Here is a 16,827-nt window from a genome sequence, read left to right as displayed (position 1 = left end):
GGTTATTCACCGGGGGCGGACGACAGGCCCAATGTTTCCTGCATCTTTGGTTTGCGGACTTTCCAGATCAGCGAGTCCACGATGTAATGGTGGAAATTCACGATCTGGTACAACACGATCGTCGCCGACACGCCTGCAAAGAACAGCCAGTCGATCGCGCCAAGCACACCCCAATAAACGACGCCCGTAATCGCCACGCAGACCAGCAGGTAATGCAGCAGCCTGCCGGGCTGGCTGATATAGGACAGGAACTTGGCATCGGGGTCGATCCCGTTCTTGAACCGCTTGGTGTTGAACATCCAGACGAACAGGATGTACTGCGCATTGTGCCAGATGTTGATCATCAGCCAGCCGACGTTGATGTCGGTGATGAAGATATAGCCCAGCCCGAAGATGAAGAAATGCGTCGCCATGTAAAGCGTGTGCACGATGGCAAGCCGCCCTTGCATCGCGGCGCGCACCCGCAGTGCGGCCCAGACCAGCACCAGCCCCAGCGCCACCCAAAGTGCCAGATCGGCGATCATCTGCGGCACGGGGATCGACCACAATTCCAGCCCGAGGAAGCGGTCGTTCTGTTCTGCCGAGCGTGACAGGATGCCTGCGACCGGCACGGCATAGAAAATCGCCTGGTCGAACCAGCCGTTTTCATAGGCGGCCTTGGGGTCATTGCCGCGATAGGTGCGCGAAATACCCCAGCTTTGGCGCGCGTAATGGAACCATTGCCAGTAGAAATAGATCGTCACGATCGCCCAGATGCCTGTGAACCAGACGATCAAGCCCGTCACTGCCGCCACAATCGGTGTGATGCCGTAGATGATGAACTTGTTCTCGCGATGGCTTTGCTTGTCGAAGGTCAGCCGCGTGAAGGTCGAGATGACGTGGTGATAGCCCAAAAGCCACAGGTCAAGCAGCAGGATCGGCAGGAACAACGCGGGTTCCAGTGTCAGCACCGCCAGCACCGTCAGCGGGATCCCGATCAGCCCCAGGATGAACCAGGTGTCGAATTGCGCGTTGCGCATCCATGGCAGATCGGCGTAGCGGGCCATCAAGGCTGTCGTCATCTGGCTTTCCCTCAACTTGCGGCATCTTCGAACGATTTGTGTCAAATAGGCAAGATAAATGGCAATAATATGACTTGCCTGCTGGCTTTGTTGCCGCTTCGCGAACGTAGGGTCGTCTGCACCGGCCGATGGACCGTAACGCACCGTCACAGAAACTTCTTGGAACCTACACAAATGTGAATCGCAGCCTGTCTATCCGTTCCCGAGACAAAAGGGGCTGATCATGCTGACATTTGACAAAGTGACCAAGACGTTCGGCGCAAATACCGCTGTGAATGCGGCCAGTTTCACGGTCGACAAACCCATGATGATCGGGATCATTGGCCGGTCGGGGGCGGGCAAATCCACCTTGCTGCGCATCCTCAACCGGCTCTCGGATGCCACATCTGGGCAGATCACATTTGACGGGTTGGATGTGACAGCCCTGCGCGGCGCGGCCAAGCGCAGCTGGCAATCGCAATGTGCGATGATCTTCCAGCAATTCAATCTGGTGCCGCGCATGGATGTGGTGTCCAACGTGCTGCACGGCACGCTGAACCGCCAGTCGACGTTCGCGACGATGTTCAACCTGTATCCTACCGATGACATTCACCGCGCCATCGACATCCTTGACCGGCTCGGCATGGCAGCCCATGCGCCCAAACGGGCCGAGGCGTTGTCGGGCGGCCAGCAACAGCGCGTCGCCATCGCGCGCGCGCTGATGCAGGACCCGCGCATCATCCTTGCCGACGAACCCATCGCGTCGCTCGACCCGATGAACGCGCAGGTCGTGATGCAGGCGCTGCGGGACATCCACGAAGAGGACGGGCGCATGGTGATCGCCAACCTCCACACGCTCGATACCGCACGCCGCTATTGCGACCGCGTGATCGGGATGCGCGACGGACGGATCGTTTTCGACGGTGTGCCCGAGCAACTGACGACCGGCGTCGCCCGCGACATCTACGGGGCTGACGACAGCTTCTCCGAAAGCATGACCTCTACCCAGATCGAACAAAGCGCGGCCGCGACTGCCCTGATGGAAAAAGCCGCCGCTCTTTGACCCTTTCCCCCGTGCCCCGTCACGGGGCGCATCCAACCAAGAGAGACTGACATGAAAAAGTTGATTGTAACTGCCTTGATGACGACTGCCCTGACAGCACCTGCCTTTGCGCAGGAAGCGATCAGCGAATTCCGCATCGGCCTGCTGGGCGGCGAAAACGCGCAGGACCGTCTGGCGTCCAACGAATGTTTCCGCGCCTATACCGAAGAAGCGCTGGGCGTGCCCACGCGCCTGTTCACCGCCGCTGACTACAACGGCGTCATTCAGGGCCTGATCGGTGGCACGCTTGACATGGCATGGCTGGGTGCTTCTTCCTATGCCGCCGTCTATGTCGAAGACCCCGATGCGGTCGAGCCCGTGCTGGTCAAGACCAACCTTGACGGGTCGTTTACCTATCATTCCATCGGCTTTGTCCGCGCCGACAGCGGCATCACCTCGCTCGCCGACATGGAAGGTCAGGTCTTCGGTTTCGGTGATCCGAACTCCACCTCCGGCTACCTGATCCCGCTGGTCGAGATCCCCGCCGAAGGCTATTCCATGGAGCCCGGCGAACACTTCTCCGACGTCGTGTTCACCGGCGGCCACGAGCAGACGATCGTCGCTGTCGCCAATGGCGATATCGCCGGTGGTGTCACCTGGGCCGACGGCTTGGGCGATTGGGAAGACGGCTATAACTCGGGCGCGCTGCGCCGTGCCGTGGACGCCGGTCTGGTCGATATGAACGATCTGGTCGAAATCTGGAAATCCAAGCCGATCCCCGAAGGTCCGATCGTTTTGCGCACGGCTCTGCCAGAGGACGTGAAAGCCACCATGATCGAACTGACAGCCAACCTGCACGCCAATGACGAGGCTTGCGCATATGGTGTGGCAGCCGGTGAAACCGCCGGTTTCACGCCCATCGGTCACGAGGCCTATGAAACCATCATCGCGGTCCGCCGCAGCCAGATGAACTAAGGCTGACAAAGCCGCGCATCGGGTCCGGTCAGTGCCGGGCCCGATTTTATTGTGACAGGGCAGGGCAATGGCAGAGATCTCAGCAGCAGGCAGCACCGGCACGCAGTCGATGCGCGACAGCTATATGGCGATGACACGCCGCAAACGGGCTTATGGCGGGATCATTTTGGCTGTGTTCATCCTTCTGATGATCACCGGTTTCCAGACGGTCGAGGAACGCAGCGCCGGCGGCTTCTGGGAAGGTCTGCCGCGGATTTTCGACTTTCCCGCAGGCGTCGTCTCCGAGGCTTGGGACAAGATCGACCAGATGCCCGCCAATCTTGTCACCTATTTTCCTGCGCTGATCGAGACGATCAACATCGCCGCTGTGTCGACGCTGGTCGGTGCGATCCTCGGGCTGATCCTGTCGCTTTTGTCGACGCGCGGGCTGGCGAAATGGCCCCGCCTGATCCCGCTGTTCCGCCGCATGATGGACATCATGCGCGCGCTGCCTGAAATCGTGATCGCTTTGGTGCTGATCTTTATCCTTGGCGGCGGGCCGATCCCCGCGATGATCGCCATCGCGTTTCACACCGCGGGCGCGTTGGGCAAGCTGTTTTCCGAAGTGGCCGAAAACGCCGATCTGAAACCTGTCGAGGGTCTCGCGTCGGTCGGGGCGAACTGGTCGCAGCGGATGCTGCTGGGCGTGATCCCGCAGGTGGCGCCCAATTACCTCAGCTACACATTGATGCGGTTCGAGATCAACATCCGCGCCTCGGCCATCCTTGGGTTCGTGGGCGCGGGCGGTATCGGCTACGAACTGCGCAACGCGATGACATTCGGCATGGGCCGGTTTGATCTGGCGGCGGCGATTTTCGTGCTGTTGTTCCTGACAATCGTGTTTTTCGACCAGATTTCCAGCCATTACCGTAACCGACTGGTCAAGGGATATCAGGCATGACGATGCTGTCCACCAATGGCGACCTGCGCCAGCAAACCGCCGATCTGTTCACCCGCAAGAAACGTGTGGCCCTCGCCGTGCCGGCCGTGATCTTTGCCTATTTCGTCTATGTCTTCATCGCCTTCGATGTGGCGGGGCTGGCCGACCGCGCGCGGATGGACAACGCCCGCACGCTGGTCGCCGATGCCTATAGCTACAAGACCCATGTCGCGCGCGACAACCGCGATGCGGAACTGAGTTTCGCCATCGAAGGGTCGCGGCAGGGCAACTATCCCGAGGGCGAGACCCCCGACTGGGTGCAGGTGGATGGCAGCAACATGGTCGTCGATCTGGGCGGCGGGCATGTCGTCCGCTATCTCGCCGACACGCTGGTCACCTACGAAAGCCCCGATTTCGAGACGATCACCCTGCAACTGGTCGATGACGTGGTGGTGACGAACCTGCCCGATCCCGCGCCTGCATGGGTCAACGCCTCCGACACGCGCGTGGCCATCACCGCGGACGCGGGGCGGCTGACCTATACCCGATCCAAGGCCGAAGTTTTCCGTTATTCCAAAGGCTGGGAGCTGTTCTTTTTCACGCTGGCGAGCCCCTATTACGGCGCAGGGCTGGGCGATATCCTGTTCGGCGACCAGATCGACCCTGCGCGTGGCAATATCGCCGGCGCCTGGGCCGATTTCTGGGACAATTCGCTTTGGCGGCACACGGATGTGTTCTGGGCCTTGGGCGAAACCGTGCTGATGGCTTTCCTTGGCACCTTTGGCGCGGCCATCATCGCGCTGCCGCTAGCATTTCTGGCCGCCAAGAACTTTGCCCCCGTGGTGGCCTTGCGGTTCGCGGTGCGGCGGGTGTTCGATTTCGTACGCGGGGTGGACGGGCTGATCTGGACCATCGTCCTCAGCCGCGCCTTTGGCCCCGGCCCGTTGACAGGGGCGCTCGCGATCTTGGTCACCGATGTGGGCGGCTTTGGCAAAAGTTTCTCGGAAGCGCTGGAAAACGTCGATGAAAAGCAGATCGAAGGTGTGCAATCGACAGGCGCGAAACCGGTCCAGCGCTACCGCTTTGGCGTGATCCCGCAGGTGACACCGATCCTGCTGTCCCAGATCCTGTATTACTTTGAATCCAACACCCGCAGTGCGACGATCATAGGCGCGATCACGGGCGGCGGGATCGGGTTGTTCTTGACACAGGCGATGCAGACCCAGAACGATTGGGAAAAGGTGACCTATTACATCATCCTGATCGTGATCATGGTGATGGTGATGGACACGATTTCCGGCTGGTTGCGGCGCAAGCTGATCAAGGGCGATGAAGGCGGACATTGATGGCAAGGTTGCGCGCGGATGCGCTGTTCATCCACGACGGGTGCAGCATCGATGATGCCACTTTCGGTGCATATGTCGAGATCGGGCAGGGCAGCCGCATCGCCCACAGCAGTATCGGCGATTACAGCTATTGCGACCGCTATGCCGACATTGCCAATACCACCCTGGGCAAATTCGCCAATATCGCGGCCTTCGTGCGGATCGGGGCCACCGATCACCCGATGGACAAGGCCAGCCTGCATCACTTTCACTATCGGTCCGCGTCCTATTTTGACGATGCGGCTGATGATGCCGACTGGTTCGCGCACAGGCGCACCCGTCGCACGGTGATCGGCCATGACACATGGATCGGCCACGGCGCGCAGGTCCGGCCAGAGGTGACGATCGGACATGGCGCGGTGATCGCGGGCGGGGCCATCGTGACCAAGGATGTGGCCCCTTACATGATCGTTGCGGGTATTCCTGCGGTGCCTTTGCGCGCGCGGTTCAGCGCGTCTGTCGCCGACCGGATGATGGCGCTCGCGTGGTGGGACTGGCCGCACGACCGGTTGCGCGCAGCCTTGGATGATTTCCGCCAGCTGCGCGCCGAAGAGTTCCTCGACCGCTACGAATGATCATTCGGCCGCATGGGCCATGCGTGCGGGCGCGCTGCTGATCCGGTCGGCCAGATCGCCACACAGATGCGACCAGCGGCCTGCGGCCAAGGTGCCTTCGATCTCGCGCGTTTGGGAATTGCAGATCACCAGATCGGCACGTTTGCCGGGGGCGATCACGCCGCGATCGTTCAGCCCCATGATCCGCGCCGCATTGGTCGAGATCATTTCCCATGCGCGGCCCAAAGGCAGAATACCCTTGTCCGCCAGCGCAAAGGCCGCGTTGGCCAGCGACGGATAATGGTAATCGGACACCAGCGCGTCACAGAGCCCCGCACGGATCAGGTCGGTCGCGGCGATATTGCCCGATTGCGACCCGCCGCGCACGACATTGGGCGCACCCATCAGCACCGGATCACCGTTGGCCTTGGCGACACTCGCAGGCGCATGGCGGGTCGGGAATTCGCAGACCTTGGCACCGATCATGCCGTAGTAGTCACGGGTGGCCGCATCGTGGTCGTCATGGCTGCCGTATGTCACGCCCAATTCGTCAAAGGCCGCGGCCAGCGTGCACAGGTAACGTGGCACACGTGCGGACAATGCCTTGGTCTCCTGCAACAGGCGGATGAACCCCGCCAGATCGCGCCCGCCGCGTTTGCCCCAGACGGACAGGTTCTCGGGGTCGGTCTTGATCATGTCGAGCGCTTCGCCAAGGTGGTCGTTGAAGATCACATAATCGATCCCATGCTCGCGCACGGCGGCGATCAGCTGGTCGGCGGTATCGACGGTATAGGTTTCGCAGCGCAGCTGGATGCGCAGATCAGTCAGCGCGCGTGGGCGGTAGGCCGCCAGATCGCGCATGAATTGCACGGCGAAATCGGGGCCGCGCGCGCCGCCTTCCCAGCCCCAGCTTTGTGCCATCCACGCGGTGGTCACACCGCTGGATGCGGCGTCGCGGTCCACCGATTGCAGCCCGATCCGGGCCGGAAACGGGGCAGACGGGCGGGGCGCCAGATGCCGCTCGAACGCATCACCATGCAGGTCGATGATGCCTGGCAGCACCAGATAGCCCGAGAGATCGACGGTCCGATCCGGCGCGCCAGCGCGTTGCGATAGCACCGGGCCGTCGACCCAGACGTCGCCTTGCGCGAGATCGCCGTCATGAAGAACCTGCGCGCCGGCGAGGCGCAGCGTGTGCGTGCGTGTCATGTTACTGCTCAACCTGAAATGTTTCTCTGTGGATAACCCTCGAGTATGTCACCCTTGTGACGTTTCACGGATCAGAAAGGGTCAGCGTCACCTTATCGCCTGCGAACCATGTCAGCCCTGCCTCGACAGGCTGGCCGTCGGCATCGACGTTGATGCTGCTGGTGCGCAGGATCGGCGCGCCTTCAGTGATGTGCAGATGGAGCGCCTGCGTCGCGCTGGCCAGTTTTGCGGTGATGCGCGTGCTGGCGCGGGTATAGTCGCTGATCCCGCAGGCGCGCAGGGCGGCTGTGACGCTGGGATCATCGCGCAGATGGGCCAACAGATCGGGAAACCGCGCCGCGGAAAAGACCGAGCGGAACAGCGCGATCACCTGTCCGTCAGCCAGCGACAGCCCTTCATAGACATGCACCAGCCCCTCATGCAGCGCCAGCGCGTCGCGTTCGGCGGGGCTGGGCGCGCGGGTGTCCAGCACCAGCACCTGTTTGGCGGGGCTGCGTCCCGCGGCGCGTAGGTTCTGGTGAAACCGCACGCGCGGCCCGATGGGGTAATCGGTGGGGGTCGCGGTCACGAACACACCCGCACCGCGCCTTGGGCGCACCAGACCTTCGGCAGCCAGTCCCGCCAGCGCCTGCCGGACAGTGTGCCGGTTCACGCCAAAACGGGTGGCAAGGGCGGCTTCGGTCGGCAGCTTGTCGCCGGGGCGGTGGATACCATCCGCGATTTCATCGCGCAGGGCGGCGGCGATGGCCTGCCAGATCGGGGTGCGTGTCATGGAAGTTTCACATTTGCAGGGATTGGCAGGGCAGGACGGTTCGGCTATGATTTGTCTAGTTGTATAGTAACTGACGACAGGTGTCTAGATGCAGGCGACAGATGATTCTCAGGCGGCGCGCAAGGCCTGGCTTGGCCTTCTGGCCAAGGCACCTGGGGGCGAGGTGGCAGCGCTTTGGTCAGCGGCGGATATGACGCCCGCCCACAGCGTCCTGCGCGCGCCTGAAATCGGTGCCGTCATGGTGCGCGGGCGTGCGGGGGCGGTCGGTGCCGCCTTCAATCTGGGCGAGATGTCGGTGACCCGCGCCTCAATCCGGCTAGCGGATGGCACGGTCGGGCATGGTTATGTGCAAGGACGCGACCGCACCCATGCGCTGCAGGCCGCGCTGATCGACGCGCTGATGCAGACGGATGTGGCAGGGCAGGTGGAAAGCACAGTGCTGGCCCCTTTGCGTGCTGCCGCCACCGACCGGAAGGCTACTCGCGCCGCAAAGGCGGCCGCGACTAAGGTCGATTTCTTCACGCTTGTGAGAGGAGAGGATTGATGCAGACCCAAACGCTCGACGGCGGGTTCGCCGCACCGCCGGTGGATGCCGCCCATGCCTTTCGCGCGATCATGACCGCGATGGCGCAGCCTGGCAAGATCGTGACAGTCGCGGGGGCGCTGCCGCCTGCGCGGGTGTCGGTCGCGGCAGGTGTCGCACTACTGACGCTCTGCGATCCTGAAACGCCGCTGTTTCTGGGGGCGGGGCATGACACGCAAGCCCTGCGTGACTGGATCACCTTTCACTGCGGCGCGCCTTTTGTGAGCGCACAGAAGGCGCAATTCGCCTATGGCGCATGGGACACCCTGCCGCTGGAGGCCTTTCCGCTGGGCACATCGGACTATCCCGACAGGTCCGCCACTTTGATCATCGAGCTGCCGAAACTCACCGATTCAGGTGCTGTCTTGCGCGGACCTGGGATCAAGGATCAGGCGCATCTGTCCTTGCCCGACATTGCCGCCTTCCAGCGTAATGCCACGCTGTTCCCGCGCGGGCTCGATTTCATCTTCACCTGCGGCGACCGGCTGGCCGCCTTGCCGCGCAGCACGAGGGTTGGCTGATGTATGTTGCCGTCAAGGGTGGCGAACGCGCCATCGACAATGCCCATGCCTGGCTGGCCGAGGAACGGCGCGGCGATCCGGCGGTGCCCGAACTCAGCGTCGCGCAGATCCGCGAACAGATGGCGCTGGCCGTCGACCGCGTGATGGCCGAAGGCTCGCTCTACGATCCTGACCTCGCCGCGCTCGCGATCAAACAGGCGCGCGGCGATCTGATCGAGGCGATTTTCCTGATCCGCGCCTATCGCACCACGCTGCCGCGTTTCGGCGCATCGCTGCCGGTGGATACCGGGGCGATGGCCTGTGACCGGCGCGTATCGGCCACGTTCAAGGACGCCCCCGGCGGGCAGGTGCTGGGGCCGACCTTTGACTACACGCACCGTTTGCTGGATTTCAAACTCGCGGCCGATGGCGAGGCGGGGCAGGTGGCCGAGGCCAAGCCGCTGCAAGGCCCGACGCCGCATATCATGGGCTTCCTAGACCGCGAAAATCTGATCCAGCCGGAACCGGCGGGCGACACGACACCGCCCGATCTGACCCGCGCGCCGCTGGAACTGCCCGCAAGCCGCGCGCTGCGACTGCAGGCGCTGACCCGTGCGGATGAAGGGTTCACCCTCGGGATGGCCTATTCGACCCAGCGCGGCTACGCGCGCAATCACGCTTTTGTCGCGGAACTGCGGATTGGCACGGTGGCGGTCGAGATGGACATTCCCGAACTTGGGTTCAGCATCGAGATCGGGGAGATTACCCTGACCGAATGCGAAACCGTCAACCAGTTCCAAGGCTCCAAGACCCAGCCGCCCCAGTTCACGCGCGGCTATGGGCTGGTTTTCGGCATGACCGAACGCAAGGCGATTTCCATGGCGCTGGTCGATCGCGCGCTACGCTGGGCGGAACTGGGCGAGGATGATCTGGGCGCGCCCGCGCAGGACGAGGAATTCGTGCTCTATCACTGCGACAACATTCAGGCGACGGGGTTTCTGGAACACATCAAGCTGCCGCATTACGTCGATTTCCAGTCCGAACTGGAACTGATCCGCAAACTGCGCCGCGATGCGCAGCAGGTGCGGGAGGCCGCGGAATGAGATCAGTCCTTGCGCCTGCGCGTCGACCTGATCGGCCCGCCGTCATAATCGGGGTGGCGCGAGAACGGCTTTTGCGGGGTTTCCTCTGGCGGTTTGGCCGCGCCTGTGACCCGCGCCCAAAGCCTGCGTGCGAGATATTGCGCCAGCACGACCAGCACCATGAAGGCCGCGAAAGCCGTGAGGATCGACCCCGTGCTGACCTGCACACAGGCATCGCCCGCGCCGAAGATCACGGCGTAAAGGATGCTGACCGTCTCGGCGCATTCGGCAGACAGCAACGGGTCCATCGGCACATCCCCTTTCGCTTACCCATGCCATTTTCCAAGGAAAGCAGGGCAAAATCATGACCGAGTATAACTTTGCCTATCTCGATGAACAGACCAAACGCATGATCCGCCGCGCGATCCTCAAGGGTCTTGCCATCCCCGGCTATCAGGTGCCTTTCGCCAGCCGCGAAATGCCGATGCCTTATGGCTGGGGCACGGGTGGCGTGCAGGTATCGGCCGCCGTGCTGACGCCGGACGACACGCTGAAGGTAATCGATCAGGGGGCCGATGACACGACCAACGCTGTGTCGATCCGGCGCTTTTTCCAGCGCACCGCAGGTGTCGCCGTGACCGAGAAAACCACGCAGGCCAGCGTCATCCAGACCCGCCACCGCATCCCCGAACAGGCGCTGCGCGAGGACCAGATCATCGTCTATCAGGTGCCGATCCCCGAACCCTTGCGGTTTTTGGAACCCTCCGAGGTGGAAACCCGCAAGATGCACGCGCTAGAGGATTACGGGCTGATGCATGTGAAGCTTTACGAGGATATCAGCCAGCATGGGGCCATCGCCACCGCCTATGCCTATCCGGTTAAGGTCGAAGGCCGCTATGTCATGGACCCGTCCCCGATCCCGAAATTCGACAATCCGAAACTCGACATGGCCGCGATCCAGCTGTTCGGCGCGGGCCGCGAACAGCGGATTTATGCGCTGCCACCCTATACGAAAGTCGTCAGTCTGGATTTCGACGACTATCCGTTCCAGCCCACCAAGGCCGAGCATGCCTGCGCACTTTGCGGATCGACCACCAGCTATCTGGACGAGCTGATCACCGATGACGCGGGCGGGCGGATGTTCATCTGTTCGGACACCGATTATTGCGCAACCCGCGTGGAGGAGGCCGCATGACCCCCCTGTTGCAGGTCGAAAATCTGGCCAAATACTATGGCGCGCGCATCGGCTGCGCGGATGTGAGCTTTGATCTCTACCCCGGCGAGGTCATGGGCATCGTCGGCGAAAGCGGGTCGGGCAAATCCACCTTGCTGAATTGTCTGGCAGGCCATCTGAAGCCCGATCATGGCGCGGTGCGTTTCGCCACCCGCGCGGAAGGCTTGCGCGACACGGTCACCATGTCCGAACCCGAACGCCGGATGCTGGGGCGCACCGACTGGGCCTTTGTCCACCAGCACGCTCGCGACGGGCTGCGGATGAATGTCAGCGCGGGCGGCAATGTGGGTGAACGCCTGATGGCGGTGAACGCGCGCCACTACGGCGATATCCGCGCACAGGCGATCGACTGGCTGGGAAGGGTCGAGATCACCGAGGACCGGATCGACGACCGCCCCACCGCCTTTTCCGGCGGCATGCAGCAACGCTTGCAGATCGCGCGCAATCTGGTCACGGGGCCACGTCTGGTGTTCATGGACGAACCGACAGGCGGCCTTGATGTGTCCGTACAGGCGCGTCTGCTGGACCTTCTGCGCGGCCTCGTGCGCGACATGGGGCTGAGTGCGATTATCGTCACCCATGATCTGGCCGTCGTGCGGCTGCTTGCCGACCGGCTGATGGTGATGAAGGATGGCCATGTGGTGGAAACCGGCCTGACCGATCAGGTGCTGGACGATCCGCAGCATGGCTATACCCAGCTTCTTGTGTCCTCTGTCTTGCAGGTGTGAAGATGATCAGCGTCGAAAACGTGTCGAAAAGTTTTACCCTGCACAATCAGGGCAGCACCGAAATCCCCGTTATGGCGGGGGCCAGCCTGCGGGTGGCAGCGGGCGAATGTGTGGCGTTGGTCGGGGCATCGGGGGCGGGAAAATCCACGCTGATGCGGATGATCTATGGCAATTACCTGACCGCCGCGGGCCGGATCATGGTGGGCGATGTCGATGTGGCCAGCGCTGTGCCGCGTGACATCATCGCGTTGCGCCGCCGGACGCTGGGCTATGTCAGCCAGTTCCTGCGCGTGGTGCCGCGTGTGCCGACGATCGACGTGGTGGCGGAGCCTTTGCTGGTCACAGGCACCGCGCCTGAAGACGCGCGGGCCAAGGCCGCCGATCTGTTGGCGCGGCTGAACATCCCCGAGCGGCTCTGGGGTCTTAGCCCTACGACCTTTTCGGGGGGCGAACAGCAGCGGGTGAATATCGCGCGGGGGTTCGCGTTTCCCTATCCCGCGCTGTTGCTGGATGAACCCACGGCGAGCCTTGACCCCGTCAACCGCGCCACGGTGCTGGCGATGGTGCAGGAGGCCAAGGCGCGCGGTGCCGCGATCATCGGCATCTTCCACGACCATGCCGCGCGCGAGGAATTATGCGACCGGCAAGTGGACGTGACCCGATTCACCCCCGGCCTTGCCGCATGACCGGACGGTTTATCGCGATTGTGGGTGCGTCCGGTGTGGGCAAGGACAGCGTGATGGCAGCCCTTGCCGCACGCGATCCGCGTCTTGGCTTGGTGCGCCGCGTCATCACGCGGCCTGCGGATGCGGGCGGCGAGGATTTCGACGGCGTCAGCGATGCTGAATTCGACGCGATGGCCGCCCAAGGCGCCTTTGCGCTGCATTGGGCGGCGCATGGGTTGCGCTATGGCATCCCCGCAACGGTTGGCGCTGATCTGGCAGCGGGGCGCGACATGCTGGTGAACCTGTCCCGGTCCGCCTTGCCCGCCGCGCAGGCACGGTTTGATCCCTGCCTCATCATTAACCTGAGCGCTGACCGCGAAGTGCTGGCGCAGCGCCTTGCCGGGCGGGGGCGTGAAACCGCGAACGACATTGCGCGCCGGTTGGACCGCGCGGATCATGCGCTGCCTGCGGGTGTCGACGCGGTGACCATCGACAACAGCGGCAAGCTTGATGCAACTGTCGGCGCGATCCTGCGTCTGCTTTATCCGGTCAAGGTGTAGCGGTGGATCTGGTGAAACAGGCCCGCCACATCCTGCCCCATCAGCGTGACAGCGTCGATGATGCAGGGGTCCGCAATCAGCGGCGCGACCATCGGCTGCAAGGCGGCAACGACCGCCGCTGCCTGCGCATCGGGCAATTGCCCGCTCAGCGTCAGGTGCAGGTGGAAATCGTCGAAGATATAAGGATAGCCCCAGTCCAGCATCTGCCGGTCCTGCCGCAGGGTCAGGGCTGCCTTGCGGCGGCGGGCGATATCAGCCTCGGTCAAGGGTGCGCGGTGATGATCAAGCTCCGTCACGATGGCGCGTTCCAGATCCCACAGGGCAGGGGGGGCCGCGACAGGGCGCAAGGCGACAAAACCGTGGTCATGCCCCAGGGCCAGATGCCCGAAAGCAACCGGCGCATGCCGCTGCGCAAACTCCGCCGCGGCTTGTTGCAGCGCAGCAGGGCCGCTGTCGGTGGACAGGCGGAACGGCGCTTTCATTGTGGCGTGCAGCCCGTATTTTCGCGGTGTCGCCGTGACCGCTGCCACATCGATCCCTGCGATCCGGGGATGCGGCACAGCGCGTCCCGCCGCGCTATCCCAGCCCAGCCATGCCGCGCCGAAATCGGCGAGCGCGCCGGTCGGTGTATAGAAAATGGCAAATCTTTCGAACATGGCCAAACCCTTAGCAACAGTATCGTGACACCGACATGACAGAGCCTACCATTCTTGCCAACGCCCGCCTGATCCTTGAAGGCGAGGTGGTCACGGGATCGCTGACGATCAAGGATGGCGTGATCGCGGATATGGCCCAAGGGGCCACCGTGCCGAAAGGCGCGGTCGATCTGGGGGGCGATTACCTTGCCCCCGGTCTGGTGGAATTGCATACCGACAACCTTGAACGGCATCTGGCACCAAGGCCAAAGGTGGACTGGCCCTATCGCGCGGCGATCATGGCGCATGACCGCGAATTGGCGGGCTGCGGGATCACGACGGTGTTCGACGCGATCAGGGTCGGGTCTATCCTGTCGGGCGGCGGCAAGCGCTATGGCAAATATGCCCGCCAGATGGCCGATGAAATCCTTGCGATGCGCGCGGCGGGTCATCTGCAGATCAGCCACCACCTGCACCTGCGCGCGGAAATCTGTTCCGAAACGCTGGTCGAGGAACTGGCCGAATTTTCCCAGGACGACCGGATCGGCATCGTGTCGATGATGGACCACACGCCCGGCCAGCGGCAGTTTTCCGACATCTCCAAATTCGAAACCTATGTGCGCGGAAAACATAATTTCAGCGCAGAGGATTTTCGCGGCTATGTCGATTTCCTGTATGGCTTGCAGGCGCGATACGGTCACGCGCATGAGGCCGCGACGGTCGAAGCCGCCCGCCGCCTTGGTGCGGTGCTGGCCAGCCATGACGACACGACACCTGCGCAGGTCGCGACCAGCCATACCAACGGTGTGACGCTGGCCGAATTTCCCACCAGCGTCGCGGCGGCGAATGCCTGCCACGCGCATGGCATCGCCACGATCATGGGCGCGCCGAACCTGATCCGCGGCGGGTCGCATTCGGGCAATGTGGCGGCGGCGGATCTTGCGGCCTGCGACCGGCTCGACATCCTGTCATCCGATTATGTGCCGGCGTCCTTGCTGCTGGCAGCAGTGCGGCTGGGGTTGATCTGGGATGATCTTGCGCGCGGGATGCGGACCGTCACTGCGGCCCCAGCGCAAGCCGTCGGCCTGACCGACAGGGGCAGGCTCGCCCTGGGTCAACGGGCCGATCTGGTCGTTTTCCGGCTTCTCGACGAGACTGCGATGATCCAGCAGACCTATACCGCAGCGGTGTCCCGCCCTGCCGCCGATGCGGTTGCTTCACTTGATCGTGAGTGAGGTGGTTTATGCGGCATTTTCTGCGACAGTCGGGGTTCGTGCGGCCTGCCAAGCAAATGCCGTTGAAACCGCAACACGACGACAGGACCATGACATGACACGCACCCGGACATTGCTGCGCACGCTGGCCGCGACGACTTTTCTGATGACAGGATCGCTGGCGCAGGCCGAAACATTCCGTTGGGCGGGCACGACCGACCCGCAGACCATGGACCCGCATGCCGCCAACCTTGCGCCGGTGACGTCGTTTCTGAACAATGTCTACGAAGGTCTCGTCCGGCGCGGCAAGGACATGATGCTGGAACCGTCGCTGGCCACTAGCTGGGAGCCGCTGACCGGCGAGAACGGCTGGCGTTTCGTGCTGCGCGAAGGTGTCACCTTCCATGACGGCAGCCCGTTCACCGCCGATGACGTGCTGTTTTCCTATGAACGGGGTATTTCCGAACAATCCGACGTCAGATCATGGTTCGCGCCTGTTTCCGAAGTGCGCGTCGTCGATGATTTCACCGTCGATATCGTCACGTCCGCCCCCAACCCGATCTTTCCTGACAGCATCGCCAATTGGATGATGATGAGCCGGTCCTGGGCCGAAGCCAACGGCGCAGAGACGCCCGCCCGCGATGCTGAAACATATTCCACGCTCAACACCAACGGAACCGGCCCCTTTATCCTGACCGCGCGCGAACCGGGCGTCGAGATCAGGCTGGTGCCCAATCCTGACTGGTGGGACACCCCCGAACACAACATCACCGAGGCGATTTTCAATCCGATCGACAATGCCGCAACGGGTCTGGCCGCATTGATCGCGGGCGATGTCGACATGCTGGCGCCGATCCCGATCCGTGATGTCGCGCGTCTGCGTGAAACGGACGGCATTCAGGTCTTCGAGGGGTTGGAGGCGCGGGTGATCGTTCTGGGCTTTGGCCACGATCAGGCAACGTTGAGAGGAACGGATACGCCAAATCCGTTCCAGGATGTCCGTGTCAGGCAGGCCGTCGCGGCGGCAATTGATGTCGCGGCCATCAACCAGGTTTTGCTGTCAGGCATGGCAGAACCCGCGTCGCAGCTGCAACCCGCCGGGCTGTCGGGCTATTCGGACATCCATGCCGACCGCCCCGCGCTCGACCCCGAGGCGGCGCGCGCCCTGCTGGCCGAGGCGGGCTATCCCGATGGCTTCACCTTCAATTTCAAATGCACCAACGACCGCTACATCAATGACGAGGCGGTCTGTCAGGCGATGGCCGGGATGCTGGGGCAGGTCGGCATGACGGCGCAGCTCGAAACCATCCCTGTGCGGACCTATTGGGACGAATTGCGCGGCGACAATTACGATATGTACCTGCTGGGCTGGTCGCCGGGCACGTTCGATGCCGAACACCCGATCCGCTTTTTGGCACATACGCCGACCGAACAGCTGGGTACATGGAATTTCGGCGGCTATTCGAACGCGCGGATCGACGCATTGCTGCCGCTGGTCCAGCAAGAGATCGACACCAGCACACGGCAGGCGATGCTGGATGAAATCGCGGGCATCCTGCAGGACGACATGGCCTATGTCCCGCTTTATACCGAACCGCTTGCATGGGCCGCGCGCGATGGCATCGATCTTGTCCAGCGTCCCGACAATTTCTTCATGCTGCGCTGGGTTACGGTGGAGTAGACCTGCACAAGCTGCGTCTGCTTGGGCGACCAGCCGTGCCTTTGCGCAA

General features: G+C 62.8%; 19 protein-coding genes. 14 read left to right on the top strand and 5 right to left on the bottom strand.

Features of this window, described 5'->3' with window-relative positions; genetic code table 11:
* Positions 1–2 precede the first annotated feature (2 nt).
* The gene (locus H147_RS0103475; protein WP_019953952.1) at positions 3–1,061 is read right to left on the bottom strand and encodes a hypothetical protein; all 1,059 of its coding nucleotides are present in this window, start codon (positions 1,059–1,061) and stop codon (positions 3–5) included.
* Positions 1,062–1,284: 223 nt separating this feature from the next.
* Between H147_RS0103475 and phnC the strand changes: the two genes are divergently transcribed.
* The 5 genes from phnC (at position 1,285) to H147_RS0103450 (ending at position 5,936) form a co-directional block, all read left to right on the top strand.
* Entirely contained in the window at positions 1,285–2,103 is an 819-nt protein-coding gene (phnC, locus tag H147_RS0103470; RefSeq protein ID WP_019953951.1) for a phosphonate ABC transporter ATP-binding protein, read from the top strand.
* 51 nt (positions 2,104–2,154) lie between these two features.
* Entirely contained in the window at positions 2,155–3,057 is a 903-nt protein-coding gene (phnD, locus tag H147_RS0103465) for a phosphonate ABC transporter substrate-binding protein (protein ID WP_026352218.1), read from the top strand.
* Between the two features lie 67 nt (positions 3,058–3,124).
* Entirely contained in the window at positions 3,125–3,997 is an 873-nt protein-coding gene (gene phnE, locus H147_RS0103460) for a phosphonate ABC transporter, permease protein PhnE (RefSeq protein ID WP_019953949.1), read from the top strand.
* Entirely contained in the window at positions 3,994–5,322 is a 1,329-nt protein-coding gene (gene phnE / locus H147_RS0103455; protein WP_019953948.1) for a phosphonate ABC transporter, permease protein PhnE, read from the top strand. Before phnE (H147_RS0103460) ends, phnE (H147_RS0103455) begins: the two co-directional genes overlap by 4 nt.
* Positions 5,322–5,936, top strand: coding sequence for an LbetaH domain-containing protein (locus H147_RS0103450; protein ID WP_019953947.1), 615 nt, complete (start codon positions 5,322–5,324; stop codon positions 5,934–5,936). The genes phnE (H147_RS0103455) and H147_RS0103450 overlap by 1 nt, the downstream gene beginning before the upstream one ends.
* On the opposite strand, the gene H147_RS0103445 is transcribed toward H147_RS0103450, so the two are convergent.
* Together H147_RS0103445 and phnF are read right to left on the bottom strand one after the other, a co-directional pair.
* Positions 5,937–7,124 carry an alpha-D-ribose 1-methylphosphonate 5-triphosphate diphosphatase gene (locus H147_RS0103445; RefSeq protein WP_019953946.1) on the bottom strand — a complete coding sequence of 396 codons (1,188 nt, stop codon included), beginning with the start codon at positions 7,122–7,124 and terminating at the stop codon, positions 5,937–5,939.
* A gap of 64 nt (positions 7,125–7,188) precedes the next feature.
* A complete protein-coding gene (gene phnF, locus H147_RS0103440; protein ID WP_019953945.1) occupies positions 7,189–7,896 on the bottom strand; it encodes a phosphonate metabolism transcriptional regulator PhnF in 708 nt (235 codons plus the stop codon).
* Between the two features lie 88 nt (positions 7,897–7,984).
* On the opposite strand from phnF, the gene phnG reads away from it, so the two are divergent.
* Genes phnG through H147_RS0103425 form a run of 3 tightly spaced genes read left to right on the top strand, consistent with a single transcriptional unit; the run spans position 7,985 to position 10,082 of the window.
* The gene (phnG, locus tag H147_RS0103435) at positions 7,985–8,440 is read left to right on the top strand and encodes a phosphonate C-P lyase system protein PhnG (protein WP_019953944.1); all 456 of its coding nucleotides are present in this window, start codon (positions 7,985–7,987) and stop codon (positions 8,438–8,440) included.
* Positions 8,440–9,000: a phosphonate C-P lyase system protein PhnH gene (gene phnH / locus H147_RS0103430; protein ID WP_019953943.1), complete on the top strand. Its 561-nt coding sequence runs from the start codon at positions 8,440–8,442 to the stop codon at positions 8,998–9,000. The genes phnG and phnH overlap by 1 nt, the downstream gene beginning before the upstream one ends.
* On the top strand, positions 9,000–10,082 hold the full coding sequence (locus H147_RS0103425; protein ID WP_019953942.1) for a carbon-phosphorus lyase complex subunit: 1,083 nt from the start codon (positions 9,000–9,002) through the stop codon (positions 10,080–10,082). The genes phnH and H147_RS0103425 overlap by 1 nt, the downstream gene beginning before the upstream one ends.
* A gap of 2 nt (positions 10,083–10,084) precedes the next feature.
* Here H147_RS0103425 and H147_RS0103420 read toward each other — a convergent pair whose 3' ends face one another.
* Positions 10,085–10,369 carry a hypothetical protein gene (locus H147_RS0103420; RefSeq protein WP_019953941.1) on the bottom strand — a complete coding sequence of 95 codons (285 nt, stop codon included), beginning with the start codon at positions 10,367–10,369 and terminating at the stop codon, positions 10,085–10,087.
* Between the two features lie 56 nt (positions 10,370–10,425).
* On the opposite strand from H147_RS0103420, the gene H147_RS0103415 reads away from it, so the two are divergent.
* The 4 genes from H147_RS0103415 to phnN are packed head-to-tail and all read left to right on the top strand — an operon-like array spanning position 10,426 to position 13,248.
* Positions 10,426–11,256 carry an alpha-D-ribose 1-methylphosphonate 5-phosphate C-P-lyase PhnJ gene (locus tag H147_RS0103415; RefSeq protein ID WP_019953940.1) on the top strand — a complete coding sequence of 277 codons (831 nt, stop codon included), beginning with the start codon at positions 10,426–10,428 and terminating at the stop codon, positions 11,254–11,256.
* The gene (phnK, locus tag H147_RS0103410) at positions 11,253–12,023 is read left to right on the top strand and encodes a phosphonate C-P lyase system protein PhnK (protein ID WP_019953939.1); all 771 of its coding nucleotides are present in this window, start codon (positions 11,253–11,255) and stop codon (positions 12,021–12,023) included. The genes H147_RS0103415 and phnK overlap by 4 nt, the downstream gene beginning before the upstream one ends.
* Before the next feature lie 2 nt (positions 12,024–12,025).
* On the top strand, positions 12,026–12,709 hold the full coding sequence (gene phnL / locus H147_RS0103405; RefSeq protein WP_026352217.1) for a phosphonate C-P lyase system protein PhnL: 684 nt from the start codon (positions 12,026–12,028) through the stop codon (positions 12,707–12,709).
* Positions 12,706–13,248, top strand: a complete 543-nt coding sequence (gene phnN, locus H147_RS0103400; protein ID WP_019953937.1) for a phosphonate metabolism protein/1,5-bisphosphokinase (PRPP-forming) PhnN — start codon at positions 12,706–12,708, stop codon at positions 13,246–13,248. The genes phnL and phnN overlap by 4 nt, the downstream gene beginning before the upstream one ends.
* Here phnN and H147_RS0103395 read toward each other — a convergent pair.
* On the bottom strand, positions 13,230–13,904 hold the full coding sequence (locus H147_RS0103395; protein ID WP_019953936.1) for a DUF1045 domain-containing protein: 675 nt from the start codon (positions 13,902–13,904) through the stop codon (positions 13,230–13,232). The two genes, phnN and H147_RS0103395, sit on opposite strands and share 19 nt — an antisense overlap.
* Positions 13,905–13,939: 35 nt before the next feature.
* On the opposite strand from H147_RS0103395, the gene H147_RS0103390 reads away from it, so the two are divergent.
* Together H147_RS0103390 and H147_RS0103385 are read left to right on the top strand one after the other, a co-directional pair.
* Complete coding sequence (locus H147_RS0103390) at positions 13,940–15,118, top strand: alpha-D-ribose 1-methylphosphonate 5-triphosphate diphosphatase (RefSeq protein ID WP_019953935.1); 1,179 nt, start codon at positions 13,940–13,942, stop codon at positions 15,116–15,118.
* Between the two features lie 94 nt (positions 15,119–15,212).
* Positions 15,213–16,778, top strand: coding sequence for an ABC transporter substrate-binding protein (locus H147_RS0103385; RefSeq protein WP_019953934.1), 1,566 nt, complete (start codon positions 15,213–15,215; stop codon positions 16,776–16,778).
* The last annotated feature ends 49 nt before the right edge of the window (positions 16,779–16,827 follow it).

This window comes from Yoonia vestfoldensis DSM 16212 (assembly GCF_000382265.1).
GTDB classification, from domain to species: Bacteria; Pseudomonadota; Alphaproteobacteria; order Rhodobacterales; family Rhodobacteraceae; genus Yoonia; species Yoonia vestfoldensis.
The sequence above is the reverse complement of the archived record's forward strand: the minus strand, read 5'-3'. Positions and strand labels throughout refer to the sequence as shown.

Excerpts from the sequence above, each read along its gene's own strand:
- H147_RS0103445 (WP_019953946.1), bottom strand. The coding sequence starts at position 7,124 with ATGACACGCACGCACACGCTGCGCCTCGCCGGCGCGCAGGTTCTTCAT.
- H147_RS0103385 (WP_019953934.1), top strand. The coding sequence starts at position 15,213 with ATGACACGCACCCGGACATTGCTGCGCACGCTGGCCGCGACGACTTTT.
- phnC (WP_019953951.1), top strand. The coding sequence starts at position 1,285 with ATGCTGACATTTGACAAAGTGACCAAGACGTTCGGCGCAAATACCGCT.
- H147_RS0103390 (WP_019953935.1), top strand. The coding sequence starts at position 13,940 with ATGACAGAGCCTACCATTCTTGCCAACGCCCGCCTGATCCTTGAAGGC.
- phnL (WP_026352217.1), top strand. The coding sequence starts at position 12,026 with ATGATCAGCGTCGAAAACGTGTCGAAAAGTTTTACCCTGCACAATCAG.
- phnD (WP_026352218.1), top strand. The coding sequence starts at position 2,155 with ATGAAAAAGTTGATTGTAACTGCCTTGATGACGACTGCCCTGACAGCA.
- H147_RS0103475 (WP_019953952.1), bottom strand. The coding sequence starts at position 1,061 with ATGACGACAGCCTTGATGGCCCGCTACGCCGATCTGCCATGGATGCGC.
- phnF (WP_019953945.1), bottom strand. The coding sequence starts at position 7,896 with ATGACACGCACCCCGATCTGGCAGGCCATCGCCGCCGCCCTGCGCGAT.
- H147_RS0103415 (WP_019953940.1), top strand. The coding sequence starts at position 10,426 with ATGACCGAGTATAACTTTGCCTATCTCGATGAACAGACCAAACGCATG.
- phnE (WP_019953948.1), top strand. The coding sequence starts at position 3,994 with ATGACGATGCTGTCCACCAATGGCGACCTGCGCCAGCAAACCGCCGAT.
- H147_RS0103450 (WP_019953947.1), top strand. The coding sequence starts at position 5,322 with ATGGCAAGGTTGCGCGCGGATGCGCTGTTCATCCACGACGGGTGCAGC.
- phnH (WP_019953943.1), top strand. The coding sequence starts at position 8,440 with ATGCAGACCCAAACGCTCGACGGCGGGTTCGCCGCACCGCCGGTGGAT.
- phnE (WP_019953949.1), top strand. The coding sequence starts at position 3,125 with ATGGCAGAGATCTCAGCAGCAGGCAGCACCGGCACGCAGTCGATGCGC.
- phnG (WP_019953944.1), top strand. The coding sequence starts at position 7,985 with ATGCAGGCGACAGATGATTCTCAGGCGGCGCGCAAGGCCTGGCTTGGC.
- H147_RS0103425 (WP_019953942.1), top strand. The coding sequence starts at position 9,000 with ATGTATGTTGCCGTCAAGGGTGGCGAACGCGCCATCGACAATGCCCAT.
- phnK (WP_019953939.1), top strand. The coding sequence starts at position 11,253 with ATGACCCCCCTGTTGCAGGTCGAAAATCTGGCCAAATACTATGGCGCG.
- H147_RS0103420 (WP_019953941.1), bottom strand. The coding sequence starts at position 10,369 with ATGGACCCGTTGCTGTCTGCCGAATGCGCCGAGACGGTCAGCATCCTT.
- H147_RS0103395 (WP_019953936.1), bottom strand. The coding sequence starts at position 13,904 with ATGTTCGAAAGATTTGCCATTTTCTATACACCGACCGGCGCGCTCGCC.
- phnN (WP_019953937.1), top strand. The coding sequence starts at position 12,706 with ATGACCGGACGGTTTATCGCGATTGTGGGTGCGTCCGGTGTGGGCAAG.